This window comes from Pseudomonas sp. SCB32 (assembly GCF_009189165.1).
In the GTDB taxonomy this organism is placed as follows: domain Bacteria; phylum Pseudomonadota; class Gammaproteobacteria; order Pseudomonadales; family Pseudomonadaceae; genus Pseudomonas.
This window is the reverse complement of sequence record NZ_CP045118.1, coordinates 5,347,851-5,368,688: the sequence shown is the minus strand read 5'-3', so window position 1 is coordinate 5,368,688 and position 20,838 is coordinate 5,347,851. Positions and strand designations below refer to the sequence as shown.

22 protein-coding genes are annotated in these 20,838 nt (G+C 62.4%); 20 read left to right on the top strand and 2 right to left on the bottom strand.

What is annotated here, in order from left to right:
• Positions 1 to 114 precede the first annotated feature (114 nt).
• Complete coding sequence (locus tag GA645_RS24545) at positions 115 to 483, bottom strand: PilZ domain-containing protein (protein WP_152226296.1); 369 nt, start codon at positions 481 to 483, stop codon at positions 115 to 117.
• 179 nt (positions 484 to 662) lie between these two features.
• Between GA645_RS24545 and GA645_RS24540 the strand changes: the two genes are divergently transcribed.
• The 4 genes from GA645_RS24540 to yjiA all read left to right on the top strand — a co-directional run bounded on the left by GA645_RS24540 (position 663) and on the right by yjiA (position 4,717).
• The gene (locus GA645_RS24540) at positions 663 to 1,175 is read left to right on the top strand and encodes a DUF3015 domain-containing protein (RefSeq protein ID WP_152226294.1); all 513 of its coding nucleotides are present in this window, start codon (positions 663 to 665) and stop codon (positions 1,173 to 1,175) included.
• Positions 1,176 to 1,360: 185 nt separating this feature from the next.
• Positions 1,361 to 3,427 (top strand): carbon starvation CstA family protein, encoded by a 2,067-nt coding sequence (locus GA645_RS24535; protein WP_152226292.1) that lies wholly within the window; start codon positions 1,361 to 1,363, stop codon positions 3,425 to 3,427.
• A 12-nt stretch (positions 3,428 to 3,439) separates the two neighbouring features.
• Positions 3,440 to 3,643 (top strand): YbdD/YjiX family protein, encoded by a 204-nt coding sequence (locus GA645_RS24530; RefSeq protein WP_152226290.1) that lies wholly within the window; start codon positions 3,440 to 3,442, stop codon positions 3,641 to 3,643.
• Between the two features lie 75 nt (positions 3,644 to 3,718).
• Positions 3,719 to 4,717 carry a GTPase gene (gene yjiA, locus GA645_RS24525; RefSeq protein WP_152226288.1) on the top strand — a complete coding sequence of 333 codons (999 nt, stop codon included), beginning with the start codon at positions 3,719 to 3,721 and terminating at the stop codon, positions 4,715 to 4,717.
• Between the two features lie 107 nt (positions 4,718 to 4,824).
• Here yjiA and GA645_RS24520 read toward each other — a convergent pair whose 3' ends face one another.
• Positions 4,825 to 5,520 (bottom strand): GntR family transcriptional regulator, encoded by a 696-nt coding sequence (locus GA645_RS24520; RefSeq protein WP_152226285.1) that lies wholly within the window; start codon positions 5,518 to 5,520, stop codon positions 4,825 to 4,827.
• A 140-nt stretch (positions 5,521 to 5,660) separates the two neighbouring features.
• Here GA645_RS24520 and GA645_RS24515 point away from each other — a divergent pair, with 140 nt between their 5' ends.
• The 16 genes from GA645_RS24515 to GA645_RS24440 all read left to right on the top strand — a co-directional run bounded on the left by GA645_RS24515 (position 5,661) and on the right by GA645_RS24440 (position 20,832).
• Entirely contained in the window at positions 5,661 to 6,731 is a 1,071-nt protein-coding gene (locus tag GA645_RS24515) for an ABC transporter ATP-binding protein (protein ID WP_152226283.1), read from the top strand.
• A 2-nt stretch (positions 6,732 to 6,733) separates the two neighbouring features.
• Entirely contained in the window at positions 6,734 to 7,645 is a 912-nt protein-coding gene (locus GA645_RS24510; RefSeq protein WP_372239771.1) for an ABC transporter permease, read from the top strand.
• On the top strand, positions 7,642 to 8,433 hold the full coding sequence (locus GA645_RS24505; protein WP_152226279.1) for an ABC transporter permease: 792 nt from the start codon (positions 7,642 to 7,644) through the stop codon (positions 8,431 to 8,433). The genes GA645_RS24510 and GA645_RS24505 overlap by 4 nt, the downstream gene beginning before the upstream one ends.
• Positions 8,434 to 8,512: 79 nt before the next feature.
• A complete protein-coding gene (locus GA645_RS24500; protein WP_152226277.1) occupies positions 8,513 to 9,565 on the top strand; it encodes an extracellular solute-binding protein in 1,053 nt (350 codons plus the stop codon).
• Between the two features lie 154 nt (positions 9,566 to 9,719).
• Complete coding sequence (locus tag GA645_RS24495) at positions 9,720 to 10,919, top strand: amidohydrolase family protein (RefSeq protein ID WP_152226275.1); 1,200 nt, start codon at positions 9,720 to 9,722, stop codon at positions 10,917 to 10,919.
• Positions 10,916 to 12,415: an amidohydrolase family protein gene (locus GA645_RS24490; protein WP_152226273.1), complete on the top strand. Its 1,500-nt coding sequence runs from the start codon at positions 10,916 to 10,918 to the stop codon at positions 12,413 to 12,415. The genes GA645_RS24495 and GA645_RS24490 overlap by 4 nt, the downstream gene beginning before the upstream one ends.
• Positions 12,416 to 12,426: 11 nt before the next feature.
• Complete coding sequence (locus GA645_RS24485) at positions 12,427 to 13,098, top strand: flavin reductase family protein (protein WP_152226272.1); 672 nt, start codon at positions 12,427 to 12,429, stop codon at positions 13,096 to 13,098.
• A gap of 837 nt (positions 13,099 to 13,935) precedes the next feature.
• Positions 13,936 to 14,652, top strand: coding sequence for an ABC transporter permease (locus GA645_RS24480; RefSeq protein WP_178119593.1), 717 nt, complete (start codon positions 13,936 to 13,938; stop codon positions 14,650 to 14,652).
• Positions 14,649 to 15,350: an ABC transporter ATP-binding protein gene (locus GA645_RS24475; protein ID WP_152226268.1), complete on the top strand. Its 702-nt coding sequence runs from the start codon at positions 14,649 to 14,651 to the stop codon at positions 15,348 to 15,350. The genes GA645_RS24480 and GA645_RS24475 overlap by 4 nt, the downstream gene beginning before the upstream one ends.
• 11 nt (positions 15,351 to 15,361) lie before the next feature.
• Positions 15,362 to 16,117, top strand: coding sequence for a glycosyltransferase family 2 protein (locus GA645_RS24470; protein WP_152226266.1), 756 nt, complete (start codon positions 15,362 to 15,364; stop codon positions 16,115 to 16,117).
• Between the two features lie 2 nt (positions 16,118 to 16,119).
• Positions 16,120 to 16,737 carry a phosphodiesterase gene (locus GA645_RS24465; protein WP_152226264.1) on the top strand — a complete coding sequence of 206 codons (618 nt, stop codon included), beginning with the start codon at positions 16,120 to 16,122 and terminating at the stop codon, positions 16,735 to 16,737.
• A gap of 4 nt (positions 16,738 to 16,741) precedes the next feature.
• On the top strand, positions 16,742 to 17,386 hold the full coding sequence (locus GA645_RS24460) for an HAD family phosphatase (RefSeq protein WP_152226262.1): 645 nt from the start codon (positions 16,742 to 16,744) through the stop codon (positions 17,384 to 17,386).
• Between the two features lie 2 nt (positions 17,387 to 17,388).
• Positions 17,389 to 18,120 carry a glycosyltransferase family 2 protein gene (locus GA645_RS24455; RefSeq protein WP_152226260.1) on the top strand — a complete coding sequence of 244 codons (732 nt, stop codon included), beginning with the start codon at positions 17,389 to 17,391 and terminating at the stop codon, positions 18,118 to 18,120.
• Positions 18,117 to 18,443: a hypothetical protein gene (locus tag GA645_RS24450; protein ID WP_152226258.1), complete on the top strand. Its 327-nt coding sequence runs from the start codon at positions 18,117 to 18,119 to the stop codon at positions 18,441 to 18,443. The genes GA645_RS24455 and GA645_RS24450 overlap by 4 nt, the downstream gene beginning before the upstream one ends.
• Positions 18,440 to 20,215 (top strand): hypothetical protein, encoded by a 1,776-nt coding sequence (locus GA645_RS24445; protein ID WP_152226256.1) that lies wholly within the window; start codon positions 18,440 to 18,442, stop codon positions 20,213 to 20,215. Before GA645_RS24450 ends, GA645_RS24445 begins: the two co-directional genes overlap by 4 nt.
• Complete coding sequence (locus GA645_RS24440) at positions 20,212 to 20,832, top strand: hypothetical protein (protein WP_152226254.1); 621 nt, start codon at positions 20,212 to 20,214, stop codon at positions 20,830 to 20,832. Before GA645_RS24445 ends, GA645_RS24440 begins: the two co-directional genes overlap by 4 nt.
• Positions 20,833 to 20,838 lie beyond the last annotated feature (6 nt).

The following is a 20,838-nucleotide window of genomic DNA, read 5'->3' as shown; positions in this document are numbered from 1 at the left end:
ATCCGCTTCAGCGTTGGTGATGAGCAATCGCGGACGGAGTCCGCTCCTACGAAAATGCCGGCCTGGATGTAGGAGCGGACTCCGTCCGCGATTGGGTGATGTTGGCAGGGTGCTTCAGTGCTCGCTGAGCAGCGTCAGCTCCCGCTCCAGCAGCGATTCGTCGCCCAGGTTGAGCTCCACCAGACGCCGCAGGTGGCTGATGGAGTCCAGGTCGATGTGCTTGCAGTTGAAGCCCAGCAGGCCCTCGCGCTCCCAGGCCAGCTCGGCTTCCATATAGACGTTGGCGTCGAAGCCCAGGTAGATGCGCACCTGCACTGGCTCATCGGGCACCACCGCCCAGTGCTCGGGGCGCTCCACCAGCACACCCTGCAATGAGAGGTCGAGCAGCGTGACCTTCCAGCGCTGGTCGCCCTGGCTGATCTCCGTACCGGCATCGAAGGCGATGCGCTGGAAGCGCCGGCGCTCGGCGTGATCGTCACTCATGGTCGTGGCTCTCCGGCCGTAATGCTTCGCCTCACTATAGCCAAACCACCGGTAACGCGTCGTACACCATTTGCCGATCTTTCCTCGGGCAGGCACGTCCGGCGCGGCTTTGACACTCCCCGGCCACTCGCCAAAGCTGCTCGGGCGTTTTTTCCGATACCTATTGTGGAGTGCAGGACATGGACAAGAAGTTCGTAGGCAAGGGGCTGATTTTCGGGGTGCTGAGCGTTGCCAGCGTGTTGGCGCACGCCGACGAGGCAGGCCAGAGCGGCAGGGGGTGCGGCTGGGGGAACATGGTCTTCGAGGGGCAGCGCGGCCTGTTCCCTCACCTGCTGGCGACCACCACTAACGCCACCTCCGGAAATGCCACCTTCGGCTTGACCTCCGGTACCAACGGTTGCGACGCCAACCAGCGCATCGGCTACGGCGGCCGGTCGATCTTCGCCATGAACGGCATGCTCGACAACATTGCCGAGAACATGGCCCAGGGACACGGCGAGGCACTCGATGCCTATGCCGTCCTGCTCGGCATTCCCAGCGAAGATCGCGCGCACTTCGCCCAGCTCACCCAGCAGCACTTCGGTGAGATCTTCACCTCCCAGAACGCCTCCGGCGAGCAGGTGCTGAACAACACCCTGGCGGTGATGAGCCGCGACCAGGTGCTGGCGCAGTACGCCAGTCAACCGGCCTGATCCAGCCTTCGCCCGAAAGCCGGCCACCCGGCGGGTTTTTCATTGGCGCGACGTGCTGCCGGACGGTATTTGACTTCAGGCAATAAGCGTGTAACCGCTCTAGACTAAGGTCGTATGATTGGGTCGTAGGAAAGGACTAGAATTTTTCTGCGAATTCTCGCCTTCAAACTGTCGGAAGCCTCGCTATGAACAATAACAACAGCCTGCTACGTCACCTCGCCTGGCTGGCGGTGGCGATAGTCGGTGCCTTTGCCTTGGGAGTCGTGGCGCTACGCCGCGGCGAAGCCATCAACGCACTGTGGATCGTCGTCGCGGCCGTCGCCATCTATCTGGTGGCCTACCGCTATTACAGCCTGTTCATCGCCGAGAAGGTGATGCAACTGGACCCCAACCGAGCGACGCCTGCGGTCCTCAACAACGACGGCCTGGACTACGTCCCGACCAACAAGCACATCCTCTTCGGCCACCACTTCGCCGCCATTGCCGGCGCCGGCCCGCTGGTCGGCCCAGTGCTCGCCGCGCAGATGGGCTACCTGCCCGGCACGCTCTGGCTGATCGCCGGTGTTGTGCTGGCCGGTGCGGTGCAGGACTTCATGGTGTTGTTCATCTCCAGCCGCCGTAACGGCCGCTCGCTGGGTGAACTGGTACGCGAGGAAATGGGGCAGGTGGCGGGGACCATCGCTCTGTTCGGCGCGTTCCTGATCATGATCATCATCCTCGCGGTGCTCGCCCTGATCGTGGTGAAGGCGCTGGCCGAAAGCCCGTGGGGTATGTTCACCGTGCTGGCGACCATCCCGATCGCGATCCTCATGGGCGTGTACATGCGCTACATCCGCCCGGGCCGCATCGGCGAGATTTCCGTGGTGGGCATCGTGCTGCTGCTGGGCTCCATCTGGCTCGGTGGCCAGATTGCCGCCAGCCCCGAATGGGCCCCGGTGTTCACCTTCCATGGCGTACAGATCGTCTGGATGCTGATCGCCTACGGCGCCGTCGCTTCCGTCCTGCCGGTGTGGCTGCTGCTGGCGCCGCGTGACTACCTGTCGACCTTCCTCAAGATCGGTACCATCATCGCCCTGGCCATCGGCATCCTGATCGTCTCGCCGGAGCTGAAGATGCCGGCCCTGACCCAGTTCACCGACGGCACCGGCCCGGTGTGGAAGGGCGGCCTGTTCCCGTTCCTGTTCATCACCATCGCCTGTGGCGCCGTCTCCGGCTTCCACGCGCTGATCTCTTCGGGCACCACGCCCAAGCTGCTCAACCGCGAGCCCGATGCCCGTTACATCGGCTACGGCGGCATGCTGATGGAGTCCTTCGTGGCCATCATGGCGATGGTTGCCGCCTCGGTGATCGAGCCGGGCATCTACTTCGCCATGAACAGCCCGCCGGCCGTGGTCGGCGCCGACGTCAACGCCGTGGCAGCCACCGTCAGCAGCTGGGGCTTCGCCATCACTCCGGAGGTGCTGACCCAGACCGCCAAGGACATCGGCGAGACCACCATCCTGGCCCGTGCCGGTGGTGCACCGACCCTCGCCGTGGGTATCGCGCACATCCTTCACCAGGTGCTGCCGGGTGAGAACACCATGGCCTTCTGGTACCACTTCGCGATCCTCTTCGAGGCGCTGTTCATCCTCACCGCGGTGGACGCCGGTACCCGTGCCGGGCGCTTCATGCTGCAGGACCTGCTGGGCAACTTCGTCCCGGCCATGAAGAAGACTGACTCCTGGGCCGCCAACATCGTCGGTACCGGCGGTTGCGTCGCGCTGTGGGGCTGGCTGCTGTACCAGGGCGTGGTCGATCCGCTGGGCGGCATCAACACCTTGTGGCCGCTGTTCGGCATCTCCAACCAGATGCTCGCCGGCATTGCGCTGATGCTCGCCACCGTCGTGCTGATCAAGATGAAGCGCCAGCAGTACGTCTGGGTCACCGCTTTCCCGGCTGCCTGGCTGCTGATCTGCACCAGCGCCGCAGGCCTGATCAAACTGTTCGACAGCAACCCGGCCGTCGGCTTCATCGCCCTGGGCAAGAAGTACGCGGCCGGCCTGGACGCCGGGCAGATCATCGCCCCGGCCAAGGACATCGACCAGATGCAGCACGTGATGATGAACGCCTACATCAACGCGGGCCTCACCGTGCTGTTCCTGCTGGTGGTGTTCAGTGTGCTGGTGTACTCCATCAAGGTCGGCGCCAGTGCCTGGACCAAGAAGGAGCGCACCGACAAGGAAGCGCCTTTCGAGCCGATTCCGGACGCCTGATGGAGGTTCAGTATGTTCAATGACCTCAGCCGCATGGGTAAGTATCTCGGGCAGGCCGCGCGCATGCTGGTCGGCATGCCCGATTACGACAACTACGTTCAGCACATGCAGAACAAACACCCGGACAAGACTCCGATGACTTACGAGGAGTTCTTCCGTGAGCGCCAGGAGGCGCGTTACGGTGGTGGCAAGGGGCGCCCCATCCGCTGCTGTTAACCGCTCGGATAGGTGTATAACGGACGGGCCGCGAGCAATCGCGGCCCGTTTTCATTTCATTGCCTGGATGTCCCCATGACCGATTCCACAAGCGCGCCGCAGATTCCGGTGACCGTCCTCACCGGCTTCCTCGGGGCGGGCAAGACCACCCTGCTCAAGCACATCCTCAAGGCCGAGCACGGCCTGAAGATTGCCGTGATCGAGAACGAATTCAGCGACACGCCTATCGACGGGCAGCTGTTGGGCGACGATGCGGTGCAGGTGGTGACGCTATCCAACGGCTGCGTCTGCTGCACCATCAACACGGATCTTGAGCGCGCGCTCTACGTCCTGCTGGAGCGCCGCGACAACGGCGAGCTGGATTTCGACCGCGTGGTGATCGAATGCACGGGGCTTGCCGACCCGGCCCCAGTGGCGCAGACCTTCTTCGTCGACGAGACGCTGCGCGAGCGCTACCTGCTCGACGGCATCATCACCCTGGTGGACGCCGCCAACGCCGATCGCCACCTGCAGGAAGCCATTGCCCAGGCCCAGGTCGGCTTTGGCGACCGCATCCTGGTGAGCAAGGCCGATCTGGTGTCGGCTGGGCAATACGACGCGCTGGTGGAGCGCCTGCAACGCATCAACCGCCGCGCCGAGATCCATCCGGTGGCGCACGGCGCCATCGAACTCGAACGTCTGCTCGACGTGCGCGGTTTCAACCTCAATGCCGACGTCGGCCTGCGTCCGTTGCTGCGTCCGGTACGCCCGGCGGCGGACACCACCGACCGCATCACCACCCTGGTGCTGCGCAGCGAACGCGCGCTGGACATCGAGCGGCTGAGCGCCTTCATGGACGACCTGCTGCAATGGCACGGCAACTCGCTGCTGCGCTACAAGGGCGTGCTGAACATCGCCGATGAGGCGCGCCGCCTGGTGTTCCAGGGCGTGCTGCGGCTCTATGGCTTCGACTGGGACTCCGAGTGGAAGGGGGACGAGAAGCGCGAGAGCGTGATCGTCTTCATCGGTGACAACCTGCCGGAAGAGCAGATCAGGCAGGGCTTCGAAGCCATTACGGGCGGACCGGTCGCCTGAACGAAAACGCCCGGCCAGTGCCGGGCGTTATTTCATGGGCGACGTCGCTAACGTTGGAGCGCGCCACGCGCGCGATCGCGGGCATGGCCCGCTCCTACAGTGTTCTTCTAGCTCGCCGCGTTGTTGATCAGATGCTTGAGCGGATGGTAGTCCGCCTTCAGGTTCCCCGCCGCCTTGAGGATGGCCTGCTCGATGGCGTTCAGGTGCATGCAGGTCAGTTCGATGGCTGCCGCCTGGTTGCCGGCCTCGATGTACTCGATCAGTCGCAGGTGCTCGTTGCCCCGGCAAGTCTCGTGGTGCCCGTCGTCCAGCGTGGTGGCGTAGAGCGAGGCACGCTCGATCAGCTTGCGGAAGAAGTCCAGCAGCACCGGATTGCCCAGCGCCGCCGCGAGCTTGAGGTGGAATTCACCGAGCAGGTGGACGAACTGCGCGTGGTCATGGTCGTGGGCCGCTTCTTCCAGCGCTACGTGGTCGCGCAGGTCCTGGAGGATCGCGCTATCGGCGCGGCGACAGAGTTCGCTGACGATGCCGATCTCGATCAGTCGCCGGGTTTCGAACAGCGAGCGGATCTCCTCGTCGCTGGGTAGCGACACCCATGCCCCCTTGTTGAGCGCGGTGGACACCAGTCCGTCCGCCTCCAGTTGCTTGAGCGCCGCGCGCACCGAAGTGCGGCTGACCTTGAACAATTCCGCCAGCGCCGCTTCGCCCAGCTTCATGCCAGGGCGCAGGCTGCGCTTGCTGATTGCCTCGTAAACCCCTTGGTAGACGCGTTCCACCGTGGACTCAGGGTGTTTCTCCGTCATGAGCGACTCCGCCTTTTTCTTGAACTTGGAAAGGATGCCGCAAATCCGTCCGTGCAAAACCAGTTGCAGAAGAAAAATACATCAGTTATTTCTAGGTTGCATTCAAATATTGCATACAAAAACAAGAGGAATGCACCAAAATGAATCACTCGTCTTCCGTTGAGGTGCGTCGGGTCAGCAAACGCTACACCGACGATCCGAACGTCGCTCCTGCCCTCAACGAGGTCTCGGTCGACATTGCCCATAACGAGTTCTTCACCTTGCTGGGCCCGTCGGGTTGCGGCAAGACCACGCTGCTACGCAGCATCGCCGGCTTCGAGAACGTCACCTCCGGCGACATCCTCGTCGGTGGCGAGCGGGTCAACGACCTGCCGCCGTACCGCCGCCGCATCAACACCGTGTTCCAGAGCTACGCCCTGTTCCCGCACATGTCGGTGAGCGAGAACATCGCCTTCGGCCTGGAAATGCAGGGCCTCTCCCGCGGCGAGATCCCGACTCGCGTGAAGGAGATGCTGGCCCTGGTGCAAATGGAGCACCTGGCGCGGCGCAAGCCGGCCGAACTGTCCGGCGGCCAGCAGCAGCGCGTGGCGCTGGCCCGCGCGCTGGCGCCCAAGCCTTCGGTGCTGCTGCTGGACGAGCCGCTCTCGGCGCTGGACCTGAAGCTGCGCAAGGAGATGCAGGTCGAGCTCAAGCGCGTGCAGGAAGAGGCGGGCATCACCTTCATCTTCGTCACCCACGACCAGGAAGAGGCGCTGACCCTGTCCGACCGCATCGCCGTGATGTCCCACGGCAACATCATGCAGATCGGCACACCCAACGAAATCTACGAACGCCCGCGGCATCGCTTCGTCGCGCAGTTCATCGGCGACATCAACTTCCTCCCCGGACAGATGCGCCAGGGCGCCTTCCATCCCAACGCGATGCCGGCGGAGATTCACTGCCAGGTGCCCGAGGGACTGGACCAGAACAGCGTGCAACTGGCCTTCCGCCCGGAGCGCTCGAAACTGGTCGATCCGTCGCAGCCGCACCATCTGCGCGCGGTGATCGAGACAGTGATGTACGTCGGCACCGCCACGCTGTATCGCTGCCGTCTGCCCGATGCCTCGCAGATCACCCTGCGCGAGAGCAACGAGGGCGGCCGCGCCCGTGATGTCGGCGAGGCCGTCGCGGTGCACCTGCCGCCCCAGGCCTGCCTGCTGATGGAGGCCTGAGCATGAACGAGTCACCCACCACGCGCCGCCTGCTGCTGCTGAGCCCCGTGGCACTGACGCTGCTGGGGCTGATCGCCATCCCGCTGTCGATCATGGGTTACATCAGCCTGCTGCCGCGCAACGTCTATGGCGGCGTCGACTGGCACGCCAGCTGGCAGCTGCAGAGCTACGTGCAACTGTTCTTCCAGGAGGACTTCGACGGCAACCTGGAGCTCAACTGGGTCTACGCCCAGGCGCTGCTGCGTTCGCTGTTCCAGGCCGGCGGCACCACGCTGCTGTGCTTCCTCTTCGGCTTCCCGGTGGCGCTGTGGATGACCAGCCTCAGCGAGCGGTCGCGCAACCTGATGGTGTTGCTGATCACCATCCCGTTCTGGACCAACCTGCTGATCCGCAACTACGCCTGGCTGATCATCCTCCGCGAGCACGGCTGGATCGCCCAGTCGGTCAACGCGCTGTTCCCCCAGGCCGGCGGCATCACCCTGTTGTACAACGACTTCGCGGTCTGCGTCGGCCTGGTCTACAGCTTCCTGCCGTTCATGATCCTGCCGATCTACTCGACCCTGGAGAAGCTCGACTGGCGTCTGGTCGAGGCCGCCTATGACCTCGGTGCAAACCGCTGGAAGGCGTTGCAGCGGGTGATCCTGCCGCTGTCCATGCCCGGCGTGGTCGCCGGTGCCCTGCTGGTGTTCGTGCCGAGCCTGGGCGCCTTCATCACCCCGGCTATCCTCGGCGGCGGCAAGACGCTGATGATCGGCAACCTGATCCAGCAGCAGTTCGGTACCGCGCGCAACTGGCCCCTGGGCGGCTCACTGTCGTTCCTGCTGCTGGCGATCATGTTGTTCGCGCTGATCGGATTCGCCCTCTACAGCCGCAAGGCGGCCAAGTCCGTCCACCTGGGAGGCACCTCCGCATGATCGCCCAGCACCTGAAGAAACTGCCCGGCACCCGCGAGACCAGCCTGCTGGTACTGGCTTACCTGTACCTGCCGATCCTTGTGCTGATCGGCTACAGCTTCAACGCCAACCGTTCGGCCACGGTGTGGACCGAATTCTCCTTTGCCTGGTACGGCAAGATTGTGGTCAACCCGTCGATCCAGGCCGCCGCGTTCAACTCGCTGGTAGTGGCCGGTTTCGCCACCGTGCTGTCCACGGCGATCGCGCTGGCGGCGGCGCTGGCGACCTCGCGGCCGTTCTACGGACGGCGGCTGGTGGAGGGCGGCATCAACTTGCCGCTGATCCTGCCGGAGATCGTCATCGCGGTGGCCACCCTGCTGCTGTTCATGTCGCTGGGGATCAAGCTGGGCCTGATGACGGTGATCGTCGCCCACGTCGGCTTCTGCATTCCCTTCGCCTACCTGCCAATCCGCGCGCGTCTGAACGACCTGGACAAGAGCCTGCTGGAAGCCGCCGGTGACCTCTACGCCAGCCCCTACCAGGTGTTCCGCCGGGTGACGCTGCCGCTGCTCTGGCCGGCGGTGCTGTCGGGCGGGGTGCTGGCGTTCGTGGTCAGCCTCGACGACTTCATCATGACCTTCTTCGTCGCCGGCCCCGGCTCGACGACGCTGCCGGTCTACATCTTCTCGGCCATCAAGGCCGGGGTAACACCTGAGATCAATGCGATCTCGACGCTCATGCTGGTGATTTCCATCGTCCTCGTGGTGCTGTCGTACTGGCTTGGCCAGCGCGGCAAACCCGACGCCTGATAACGACTGTCGACCTTTCGCTTTTGGACCTTTTGCTTTCGGACCTTTTCTTTCGGACTTTTTGTTTCTGGAGAATCCCATGAAGTTGAATGCCCTGCGTCACGGCCTTGCCGGTTTGTCCCTCGCTCTGCTGGCCACTGGCATCGCCCAGGCCGAGGAGCCCAAGCAGCTGTTCTTCTACAACTGGACCGACTACTACCCGGTGGAACTGCTGGCCAAGTTCGAGAAGGAGACCGGCATCAAGGTCACCATGGATGGTTACGACAGCAACGAAACGCTGCTGGCCAAGCTGCAGGCCGGCGGTGCCACGTACGACGTGATCGTGCCGTCGCATTCGATCATGCAGTCGCTGATCAAGCAGAACCTGCTGCTGGAGATCGACACCCCCAAGCTCACCAACTTCCAGTACGTGAAGCCGGCGTTCCGCGATCCGGCCTTCGACCCGGGCCGCAAGTTCTCGGCGCCCTACCTGTGGGGCACCACCGGCTTCTCCTACGACAGCGCGCGGGTGCCGGGCGGCAAGCTGGATGACTCGTGGAAGGAGTTCTTCGAACCGCGTCCGGAGCTACAGGGCCAGGTCGCCGCGCTGGATACCCCGAGCAGCCTGATCAACGCCGCTGCGCATTACCTGAACGTCGACGAGTGCACCGAGAATCCGCAGGATGCGAAGAAGATTCTCGAGTTGCTGGAGAAGCAGAAGCCCTTCCTGAAGATGTACAGCTCGGACAACACCGTGGACCGCATGGCCTCCGGCGAAGTGGTGCTGATGCAGAACTGGAACGGCTCCACCGCCCGCGCCACGCTGCAGAAGAGCACCATCAAGTACGTCTATCCGCGCGAGGGCGTGGCCTCCTTCCAGGACAACTTCGCCGTGCCCAAGAGTGCACCGCACCCGGAGAACGCCAAGGTCTTCATCAACTGGATGATGAAGCCGGAGAACGCCGCCGCGGTGACCAACGCCATCGCCTATTCCAATGGCATCGAGACCGACAAGTTGCTCGACGCCAAGTGGAAGGTGATGGACGCCATCAACATGCCCGAGGAATACGCCCAGCGCCTGCGCCTGGAAAAGGAATGCAGCAACAAGTCCCGCGAGCTGCAGGACCGCATCTGGTCCAAGCTCAAGGGCTGATGGGTGGCCGGGCCCTATGACGGGGCCCGGCACGCTTTCGCTTTTCGTAGGGCGGATAAAGCGGAACGCTTTATCCGCCGCCAAGTTCATCGGCGGATAACTACAAGCGGTTATTCGCCCTACGTCTTTAATCCGCTTTCTGTTCGAGGTCCCCATGACCGAAAGCTACTGGCTGCGCAACATCCGACCGCTGGGCAACGCCGCGGAAGACTTCCTCATCCGTGACGGCCGCATCGCCGAGCGTCGCCCCGCGAGCAATGCCGGGCTGCAAGGCAGCGATATCGACGGTGCCGGCCAGCTCCTGTTGCCGCCATTGGTGGAAAGCCACTGCCACCTGGACAAGACCCTCTGGGGCCAACCCTGGCGCCCCAACAGCGCCGGCCCCACGCTCAAGGACTACATCGCCAACGAACGCCGCGTCCTGCGCGAGATCGAGGCGCCCATCGCCGCCCGCGCCGGCGCGTTGCTGGAACACTGCATCGCCCGAGGCTCACTGACCTTCCGCTGCCATGTGGACACCGACCCCGAGCTGGGTCTGCGCCACGTCGAGGCCATGATGGCGCTGCGCGACCGTTACGCCGACCTGATCGACATGGAGTTCGTGGTCTTCCCGCAGACCGGCCTGGTCAGCCGCCCCGGCACCGCCGAGCTGATGCGCGAGGCGCTGCAACTGGGCGTGGAGAACGTCGGCGGCCTCGACCCCTGCGGCATCGACGACGACCCCATCGCCCAGCTGGATATCGTCTTCGGCCTGGCCGTGGAGTTCGGTCGTGGCGTCGATATCCACCTTCACGACAAGGGCGAACTGGGCCTCTGGCAGATCGCCCGAATTGCCGACTACACCGAGCGCCACGGCCTGCAGGGCAAGGTGATGATCAGCCACGCCTACTGCATGGGCATGGCGCCCTGGGGGCAGGTGAAGCCGCTGGCTGAGCGTCTGGCCAAACTGAATATTTCACTGATGAGCTCGGCGCCGGCCGACACCCCGGTGCCGCCCTTCCTCGCCCTGCGCGAAGCGGGTGTGAACCTGTGCCTGGGCTCCGACGGCATCCGTGACGCCTGGTCGCCCTTGGGCAACGGCGACATGCTCGAGCGCGCCATGTTCCTCGCCTTCCGCTTCGACCTGTGCAAGGACGATGATCTGGCCGCCGCCTTCGACGCTGCCAGTGCCTGTGGCGCCCGCGCACTGGGCCGCGAGCAGGCGCGCATCGACGTCGGCGCCGCGGCGGACTTCCTCTTGCTGCAGGTCGCGACCCTCGGTGAAGCCGTGGTCGCCCGTCCGGCGCAGCGCCAGGTGTTCAAGGCCGGCAAGCTGATCGCCGAGCACGGCCGTCTTCTGGAGTCTCGCCGGTGACCGCTCCACGCATCGGGTTGAAAGCCAGCTTCGTGGTTGGCTTCGATGGCCGCCAGCATGTGCTGTGGCGCCACGGCCAAGTGGTGTTCGAGGGCGGGAAGATCGTCTTCGTCGGGCGCGGTTTCCCCGGCGAAGTCAGCCAGTGGATCGACTACGGCCACGCGCTGATCGGCCCCGGCTTCATCGACCTGGACGCCCTTGGTGATCTCGATTCTACGGTGCTCACTCTGGACAACGGCGCCGAGTGGAACATGGGTCGCGTCTGGTCCGAGGGCTACCTGTGCGCCGGGCCGACCGAGTGCTACAGCCCGGACGAGGAGCTGTTCAAGTACCGCTATGCCTTCACCCAGCTGATCCGCAACGGCATCACCACCGCCATGCCGATCACTTCCATGTACTACCGGCGCTGGGCCGAGCACTACGACGAATTCGCCGGAGTCGCTGCGCTTTCCGGTGAACTTGGCCTGCGCACCTACCTCGGCCCCTGCTACATGAGCGGCATGACTTATGCCCGTGCCGACGGCAGCCCCGCGCAGCATTGGGATGAAGCCGCCGGCCTGGCCGGACTGGGCGAAGCCGAGCGCTTCTTCCGCGACTTCGACGGTGCCCACAACGGACTCGTGCGTGGCGCCCTACTGCCGGATCGTATCGAAACCTGTACCCCGGCGCTGCTGGAGCGTACCGCCGCCGTGCAGTGCGAACTGAATGCGCCGCTGCGCCTGCATTGCTGTCAGTCGCGCTACGAAGTGGATCTGGTGCGCCGTCTGCGGGACAAGTCCTCGCTGCAATGGCTGGATGGCTACGGCCTGCTCAACCCGCGCAGTGTGCTGCCCCACGGCATCCTGGTGAGCGGCGAGGGCGACCTGCAGCGCCTCGCCGACAGCGGTGCGAGCCTGGTGCATTGTCCGGTGGTGTTCGCCCGCGAAGGTGACGCCCTGGATTCCTTCGGCCGCTACCGCGCGCGTGGCATCAACCTCGCCATGGGCACCGATACCTTCCCGGCGGACATGTTCGACAACCTGCGCCAGGGTCTGAACATCGCGCGGGTGATGGAGGGCAACGCCGAGCACACGCGCATGCTCGATCTCTACAACGCGGCCACGCTCGGCGGTGCCCAGGCGCTGGGTCGCGACGATCTTGGCCGCCTGGCCCCCGGCGCACGCGCCGACATCACGGTGTTCCGTCTCGGAGCCTTCCACCAGGGCCCGTTCTTCGACCCGCTGAAGAACCTCTTCACCGCCGGTCGCGGCGACGATTGCGTCGCGAGCTTCATCGACGGTCGCAGCGTGATGCAGGACGGGAAGGTGATCGGCGTCGACTACGCCGACCTGCAACGCCGCGCGGATGAACTGTTCCAGAAGCAGATGCAGCACCACGCCGACCGTGCCTTCGGCAACCGGCCGTGGCGCACGCTGTTCCATTCCGCGATTCCCTTCGCGGATGACTACAGCGCCGAGGCGCCGATGCTCGACGCCCACGCACCGGGCGCCCACTAAAGGACTACCCCATGCTCAGCTTCGACTTCCAGCAGCTGTCTGCCCGCGAGAAGTACAAAATTCTCATCGGTAGCGTGGTGCCCCGGCCCATCGCCCTGGTCACCACGATCGACGCCCAGGGCCGCGCCAACGCCGCGCCTTTCAGCTTCTTCAATGCGCTCTCGGCCGACCCGCCGATCCTCGCCCTGGGCGTAGAGAACTACAGCGACTTGAGCCCGAAGGACACCACGCTGAACATCCGCAACAACCAGGAGTTCACCGTGAACATCGTCTCCGATGCGCTGGTGGAGGCGATGAACGTCTGCGCCGTGCCCTTCGAGCCGGGCTTCGACGAATTGGTCGTCGCCGGCCTCACCGCCGTCCCCGGCACCCGCGTCGGCTGCCCGCGTATTGGCGAGGCGCCAGTGGCGCTGGAGTGCCGGCGGATGATGGCGCTGTCCATCGGCCAGTCGCGGGAAATCATCCTCGGCGAAGTGCTGATGGCCCACGTGCGCGACGACCTGATCGACCCGGCCACGCTTTATATCGACCAGCTCGGCCTTGATGCGATTGGCCGCATGGGGGGGCAAGGCTACTCGCGCACCAGGGAATATTTCGACCTGCCGACGCGCTCGCTGAAGCAATGGACGGAAGCACCAGGAGGGGGAGAGCGATGCTGGGTGGAGGCGGAGGTTCAATCGTGACTCGTGTCTGCGGGCCCGCAGGGAGATATTGCGTTTCGGCTTGCTGGGCAGACGAGTTCTGACTCACAAGATGATGAGTGGCTAGTTTGCAGAATTGTGCATCTATTATCAGAGAAATTGCTGTCTTCTTGTGGGATTTGTCCGCTGTCTTGAGGCTGGGTTCGGATTTCGATTCAGACTCATCCTGAAATAACTACTCGACGAATGTGCAGCAATTTCCCCTACCCGAACGCGCATTTGGGAGGGTATCATGGTGCCAGCACTCAGAAATTTCTTACAATTTCAGTGTATTTTTTGGGCTTAATGTTTTCTTCACATTGATGTGAAGCGTTTCTGCTGTTTTCGGGATGTAAGGGAATGCGTCATCTGGAAACCCCTCTTCGCCCCAGGTCTTTTCGACTACGTCGAAGCCATGGCCCCCGCAGTTGAAGTCGCCGCACCGGTCAATCTGAAGCGTTTCGCACGAACTGATTGCTGACCCGGTGCCTGCAAGCATCGGATTGTCCCTCGTTGCGTTGATCGTGAAGGCGTACGAGCACGAGCTCGCCGCCCAATTGCGGGACTTCGAAGCAGAGCTATCTCTGCGGTTTGCTGAAAAACTCCGGCGCGTCTGGCGTCGGTAAATGGGGTATTCACCGGCAGCCAACGGCGGTTTGCTCGGTGGAGCTTTGCCTTGATGCTCTGGGCTCCGTAAGCGCGCTTTTCAAGCCTGCTTTGCGCGGAGTGGCGGCACTCGGCCTTGAAAAAGTGTGAGGGTGGGTTGTGCGTTTCCAGCTAGGGGGAGGACAGGGTATCTGGTCGGCAGTCCAGGTATCTGCGGAGCGAGCCAGGCTTGGCTTGAAATCCGAATCGACCAGAACGCGCCTGGGCTTCGCCTGGTGGGTTCTCGAACCGTTGTTCCTGCTGCTTATCTACTACGCGGTTTTCGGGCACCTGTTGCGCGTCCAGGTGGAGAACTTCGCCGTATTCCTGATCATCGGTGTGACGTTCTGGACCTGGTTCAACAAGAGCGTGATGAACTGCACCGATGCGATCTACCAGAAAAAACACATTCTCGAGCATTGCAGGGTTGATCCGCTGATCTTCCCCTTGACGTCCGTGTTCAAGGATCTGGTCAAGGAGTCGCTGGTGGTGGCGTTGCTTCTGGGGCTGCTGTGCGCCACCGGATTCACGCCGTCCTGGCTGTGGCTCTATCTGCCGCTCATCGCGTTCGTGCAACTGGTTATCACGGCGGGACTCGGCGTCTTCGTCGCCGGCCTGATCCCCTTCCTGCCAGATCTGCGAATCCTGATTTCCTCCGGGCTGCAGTTCCTGATGTTCGCTTCCGGCGTGTTCTATGCCAAGGAGAACATACCGCAGCAGTTCCAAATCCTGCTCGATCTCAACCCGCTGGCTCTGCTCCTCTCGCAGTACCGGGATGTGCTGATGTACGGCCGCGCACCGCAACTGGAAGACCTTCTTGCCCTGTTCTGCGGCGCCGTGGCGATCTTTGTGCTGGCGGTGTTGTTCGTCGCCGGTAACAGGAACTCCTATGCGATGGCGTTGAGCAAATGACAGACGTGGCCGTACTGACAGCCGAGAGTCTGTCGCTCTCGTTCCGCAATGGTCTGCGTCTGTTCTCCCGCGGCCAGACTACCGTGCTGCATGACATCTCGTTCTCGATCGCGCGTGGCGAAACCTTTGGCGTGGTGGGCGGCAATGGCGCGGGCAAGAGCACCTTGCTCAGGGTGCTCGCCGGTATCTACCAGCCGACTCGCGGTCGCCTGAGCCATTGTGCGTCGAGCATCTCGCTGCTCAACCTGCAACTGGGCTTCGATGACAACCTCGATGCGCGCGACAACATCATTCTGAGCGGCATGCTCATGGGCATGAGCCGCAAGCGCATGCGCGAGCTGACCGGCGAGATTCTCGATTACGCCGAACTCCACGACGCCGCCTCACAGCCGGTGCGCAATTACTCCACCGGCATGCGAGCCCGCCTGGGGTTCGCGATCTCCAAGTATTCGCGCCCTGACGTCATCCTCCTGGACGAGGTACTGAGCGTCGGGGACGGTCATTTCCGCGAGAAGGCAGAAGCCACGATGCGGGAAATGATGCACGGCAATCAGACGGTGGTGTTCGTATCCCACGACTCCAATCGCATCAGAGAAATGTGTGACCGTGTGTGCTGGCTGAAGGACGGGCGCGTACAGATGCTCGGCCCGGCCAACGAAGTCATGGACGCGTACGACGAATTCATCCTGCGCAAGTGAAGGAGAAGCAGATGCTCAACATAGTAGTTCCCATGGCAGGTGCCGGCAGCCGTTTCGCGGTTGCAGGTTACAAGGATCCCAAGCCCCTGATTCCGGTGCATTGCGTACCGATGATCAAGGTAGTGATCGATAACCTCACCCCGGCCTGCGAGCACCGCTTCATCTTCATCTGCCAGGCTGCCCATGTTGAGGCCTACGGCCTGAAAGACAAGCTGCAGGCTTGGGCGCCGGGTTGTGCCATCGTCGAGTTGAACGGGCTCACCGAAGGTGCGGCGTGCACGGTTTACGCCGCCAAGGAGCTGATCGATTCCGACGACCCGGTAATGATCGCCAACAGCGATCAGTATGTGGACATCGATATCAATGATTATCTGCGCGCGATGGAAGAGCAGCAGGCCGATGGCCTGATCATGACCATGAAAGCCGACGATCCGAAGTGGTCCTTCGTCGGCTTCGATGACGGCGGCCGCATCGACCGCGTCATCGAGAAGGAAGTCATCTCTGATGAGGCGACCGTGGGCATCTACAACTTCCGCAGCGGCCGCCAGTTGATCGCCGCCATCGAGTCGATGTTCGACAAGAACCTGCGCGTGAACGGCGAGTTCTACGTGGCGCCAGCCTACAACGAGATGATCGGCGACGATGCCCATATCGTGCACTACAGCATCGGGTCCGAAGGCGCAGGCATGTATGGCCTGGGCATTCCCGCGGACCTGAACCTGTTCCTCAGCCTGCCGGTGAGCCAGGCGGCCACCGCAGGGCGCTGATCATGCAGATCATCAGCCATCGCGGCTACTGGCTGGAGAAGCCTGAGCGCAATCTGAAGGTGGCATTCGAGCGCTCCTTCGACCTGGATTTCGGCACCGAGACCGACGTGCGCGATGTCGCCGGGCGCCTGGTCATTTCCCATGACATGCCCGACGGCAGCGAGATGTCCCTGGATGAGCTGCTGCAGATCATGGCCGGGCGCAACCTGCCGCTGGCCATGAACATCAAGGCCGACGGCCTGTGCGAGCCGCTCAAGGCAGCGTTCGAGGCCCATGGCCACAGCAACTGGTTCGTTTTCGACATGGCCGTGCCGGACATGCGCAGCTACCTCGCCGCGGGTATCCGCACCTATACGCGCCTGAGCGAAGTCGAGCCGGCCCCCGCATGGCTGAACGAGGCCGATGGCATCTGGCTGGATAGCTTCGGCAGTGAGTGGTACTCGCACCAGCAACTCGCCGATCTGCTCGCCACTGGCAAGCAGGTATGTGTCGTTTCCTCCGAGCTGCATGGCCGCGAGCACCTGGCCCAGTGGCAATTGCTGGCCGAATTCCGGGGTGCGGTGAATCTGACGCTGTGCACCGATCTGCCTGAAGCCGCTCGATCTTTCTTCAAGGACTGAACTCATGATTAAAGCTGTGATTTTCGACATGGATGGCGTGCTGATCGAAGCGAAGGATTGGCACTACGAAGCGCTGAACAAGGCCCTGAATCTGTTCGGTCACACCATCAGCCGCCACGACCACCTGACGACCTACGATGGCCTGCCCACCTCGCGCAAGCTCAACATGCTCAGCGTCGAGCATGATCTGCCGGTCGAGCTGCACAACTTCATCAATGAGATGAAGCAGGCGTACACGATGGAAATCGTCTACTCCCAGTGCAAGCCGACCTTCAATCACCAGTACGCCCTGTCCTCGCTGAAGAATCGTGGCTACAAGCTGGCGGTGGCCTCCAACTCCATCCGCAACACCGTCGAGGTGATGATGGAGAAGGCGCGCCTGGATCAGTACCTGGACCTCAAGCTGTCCAATGAAGATGTGAAGAGCCCCAAGCCGGCGCCGGACATCTACACCAAGGCCATCCAGTCCTTCGGTCTGTCTCCCGATGAGTGCCTGATCGTCGAGGACAACGAGAACGGCATTCGTGCAGCCCGCGCGTCCGGCGCTCACGTGTTGGTCGTCGAGGACGTCGAAGACGTCAACCTGGAAAACATCACCCGCCGCATCGAGCAGATCGAAGCCCAGCGGGAACAGCGGCTGGAGGCCTGATCATGCGCAAGTTGAACATCGTACTGCTGGCCGGTGGCGAAGGCGCCTCGGTGAAGGCGGAGAGCAACTATCCAGACTACCTGTCCGAGCGTGACGGCATTCCGTTGATCCAGCATCTCGTGGAGAAATGCCTGGCCCTGGAGCCGGCGCGCATCGTCTGCATGCTGCCCAAGGAAGACGTCTCCAAGTACCACCTGCGCAACATGCTGCAGCAGATGAGCCCGATTGCCACCGTACAGCCGGTGCAGGCACTGACCATGGGCGCGGCGTGCACTGCGCTGCTCGCGGCGGAGAACATCGACAACGATGACGAGCTGCTGATCATCAACTGCAACGAGCTGCTCGATGGTTCGCTGCACGACATCATCGGCGGATTCCGTAATGACCAGTGCGACGCCGGCGTTGTGATCTTCAAGTCCCTGCACCCGCGCTACTCCTTCATCCGCATGAACGCCGAGGGATACGTGACTGAGGCGGCGGAGAAGAACCCGATCAGCAACCACGCGGTGGCCGGCCTCTACTGGTTCGACCGTGGCTCGGTATTCGTCGAGGCGGTGAAGGAAATGATCCGCAAGGATGCCAAGGTCAACGAGGCCTTCTACATCGCGCCGGCACTCAATGAGCTGGTCCTGCTGCACAAGCGGATCGGTACCTTCCGCGTCGAGCCCAGCCAGTACCACCCGCTGAAGAACACGCACCAGCTGCATGCCTTCGAAACGGTAGGTGCCCGATGAACTCCGCTCACCTGAAGGACATGGTCAAGGGCTGGTTCGTCGGTGGCTTCACGCCCACGGCCTTCAGCACCCAGGCCTGCGAAGTCGCGGTCAAGCCGTATCAAGCGGGGGACGCTGAGGCCGCTCACTATCACAAGATCGCCACCGAGGTAACGCTGGTGCTCTCCGGCGAAGTCGAGATGTGCGGGAAGACCTGGGGCGCCGGTGAAATCATCGTGCTCGAGCCGGGCGATGTAACGGCATTCAAGGCGCTTTCCGACGCCGTCACCGTTGTGGTCAAGGTGCCTGGAGCACTGAACGACAAGTACCTCGTAGAAGTATGAAAACGATACAGCTCCAACATGATCCCAAGCTGGGCTACCTTGCGCCCAAGCAACTTCGTGCCATTCCGTCTGACCTTGTGTTGCCTCAGGGCTGCCAACGGCTGTTCTCGTTCCGTCAGTACAAGGGGCTGAAGCCGGATATAACGGTCAGGAAGTTGCACGCCGCCACGCGGCCGCTGGACATTTACGGGGCTGGCTCGTATTGCTTCTACGGTGTGCAGAGTGACTCTCCGCTGAGCGCGCTTCTGCTGTGGGACGCCGTGCACTTCCTCGAGTTGGGGCAGACCCTGACGCTCATCGAAGACACGCCGCAAGAGAGCTACCTGGATCGAGAGTATTTCACCGGGGCGCTCTCCTGCGTAGAGCGCAGCGCCACTCGGGTCACTTATCAAAAGACCGCCCGATTGCCGGCAGAGTCCGATGACGACCTTGATAGCTGGACCTTCGGTCTGCCGGTCGGTCCGGAGGACGCGACCGTACTCAATGCGGTCGTGCAGCGCATTCTCGAGCTGGATATTCCCAACAAGGAAATCCTTCTCTGCGGAACACCGGGCAAGAACTTCCGGTATTTCGACCAGGTGCGCATCGTTGGCGAGGACATCACCGCGCCGCCGGTACAGATTTGCAAGAAGAAGAACCGATTGGCCCAGGAGGCTCGCTACAACAATCTGGTGATCCTGCACGATCGGGTGTTCCTGCCCAGCCATTTCGGCGAAATGGTCCGCCGCTTCGGTCCTCGCTATCCGCTGATGACGCTGCAGAGTCTGTTCTTCGACAATCGCGTCTGCCTCTATCCACGTCGCTACTCCGACCTCGGCATGTCGGTGAACGAGATGGGCGGCGGTATCCGGGGACTGCACCGCACCAGCCAGACCGCCGTGACTGTCGCACCATCGACTTTCACCGAGCTCGAGCGTTCGGGCTTCTGCTTCGCCAATCCGATCCGTTACAACAACGATATTTCCTATCCCACTGGCAGTCTCTATATCTGCCGCAAGGAAGTGTGGGCGCTCTGCCCGCTGGATGAGTCCTTGTTGTGGGTCGAGTACGAAGACATCGAGCATGGGATTCGGAGCTCGAAGCTCGGTGTCCCGACTCGAGTCAACCCGCATGGCATTACTCAGACGGTAACCTCGCGCGCGGTGCTGGGCTCGAGTGCGTTCATCGAGACCGCCAACGGCGCGATCAAGTCCGCTTCTCCGAACTATCTGTCTCTGCTGCCCAAGAAGCCGCTGCTGCGCATGACTCCGGCGGCTGCCCTGGCCAGACTCCAGCAGTTCGCCAGCAAGTACGTAACTGACGAAACCGCGGCAGCGATTCCAACCGGCCTCAAGAACCTGAGTGCCCGTCGTTGGGTCCATCTGATCAGCACGCTGATCAGACATTCTTCTTTCCCGAACGACCTGGCTTCGGTTCGGCGGTTCATCAGCGATTTCGAGAAGCTGGTACTGCTGGATCAATTGCCGGATGGCCTGCGCGCCGAGTACGAGCAGAAGTTCCTGAAAGATCCGGCGGATGCCAAGCGCAACTTCATCATCGACTGTTGGCCGATTCGCAGCATGATCCGGCAGCGCACACTGCAGACCTGGTTCTTCGACAGCCCGCAGGAGTACTTCCATGGCCGTACGTCGTCGTTACCTGGCGTTCTGTTATCTGCGCTGCGCCTGTACCGGAGCAATGGCAAGTTCTTTTACTTCACCAGTTTCAAAGAGTGTGTACGCGCCATCTACAACTCGACGCCCTTTGACTCCTATTCGAAGGCCAGCCTGTGAAAGTATTCGTAGTCGCCAATGATTCGGGTCGGATTGATCCCGACGTCCTTGTGCGGAAGTTGCACGCCATCCAGACCCCGAATGAGTCCAGGAACAGCGTTATCGCGGTGGACAGCTTCTACAACCTGCAAGCCGATGCGCAGATTGAGGGAAGCGCTCTCAAGTGCTTCCGGCTGGATGACTTCATGCACCGTCAGGGCAGCGTTGCGGATGGCAAGGTCGTACTCGACACGAATCGTATTGCCGAGCAGGTTGGGGCGTTTGCGCATGAGTGGCTGGTAATCGATTTCGGACAGCACGAGTTTGATACCGGTGAGGATTTCATCAGCAAGTTGGCTACCTGCTTCTTCATGGTGCCGACGGCCAGCGAGTTGAAGCTGGTTTTCGCCGTCACCAGGGTCCAGTTGCCGTTGTACCTGCGTACTTGCAATACGGCCTTCAACGTATTGCCCGAGGGCAGAAATCTCTCCTCCAGTTCGACGCAGACCGACATGCTTTTCCTGTCCGTTGCGGTTGAAAAGGTCTACACGACCAGTTCGCCCATCCTTTGGCCTCTCGCCAGATTGAGAGAAATAGCGAGCTTCTTCTACAACCGTATCATCCGCTCCAGAGCCTGAGTTCAG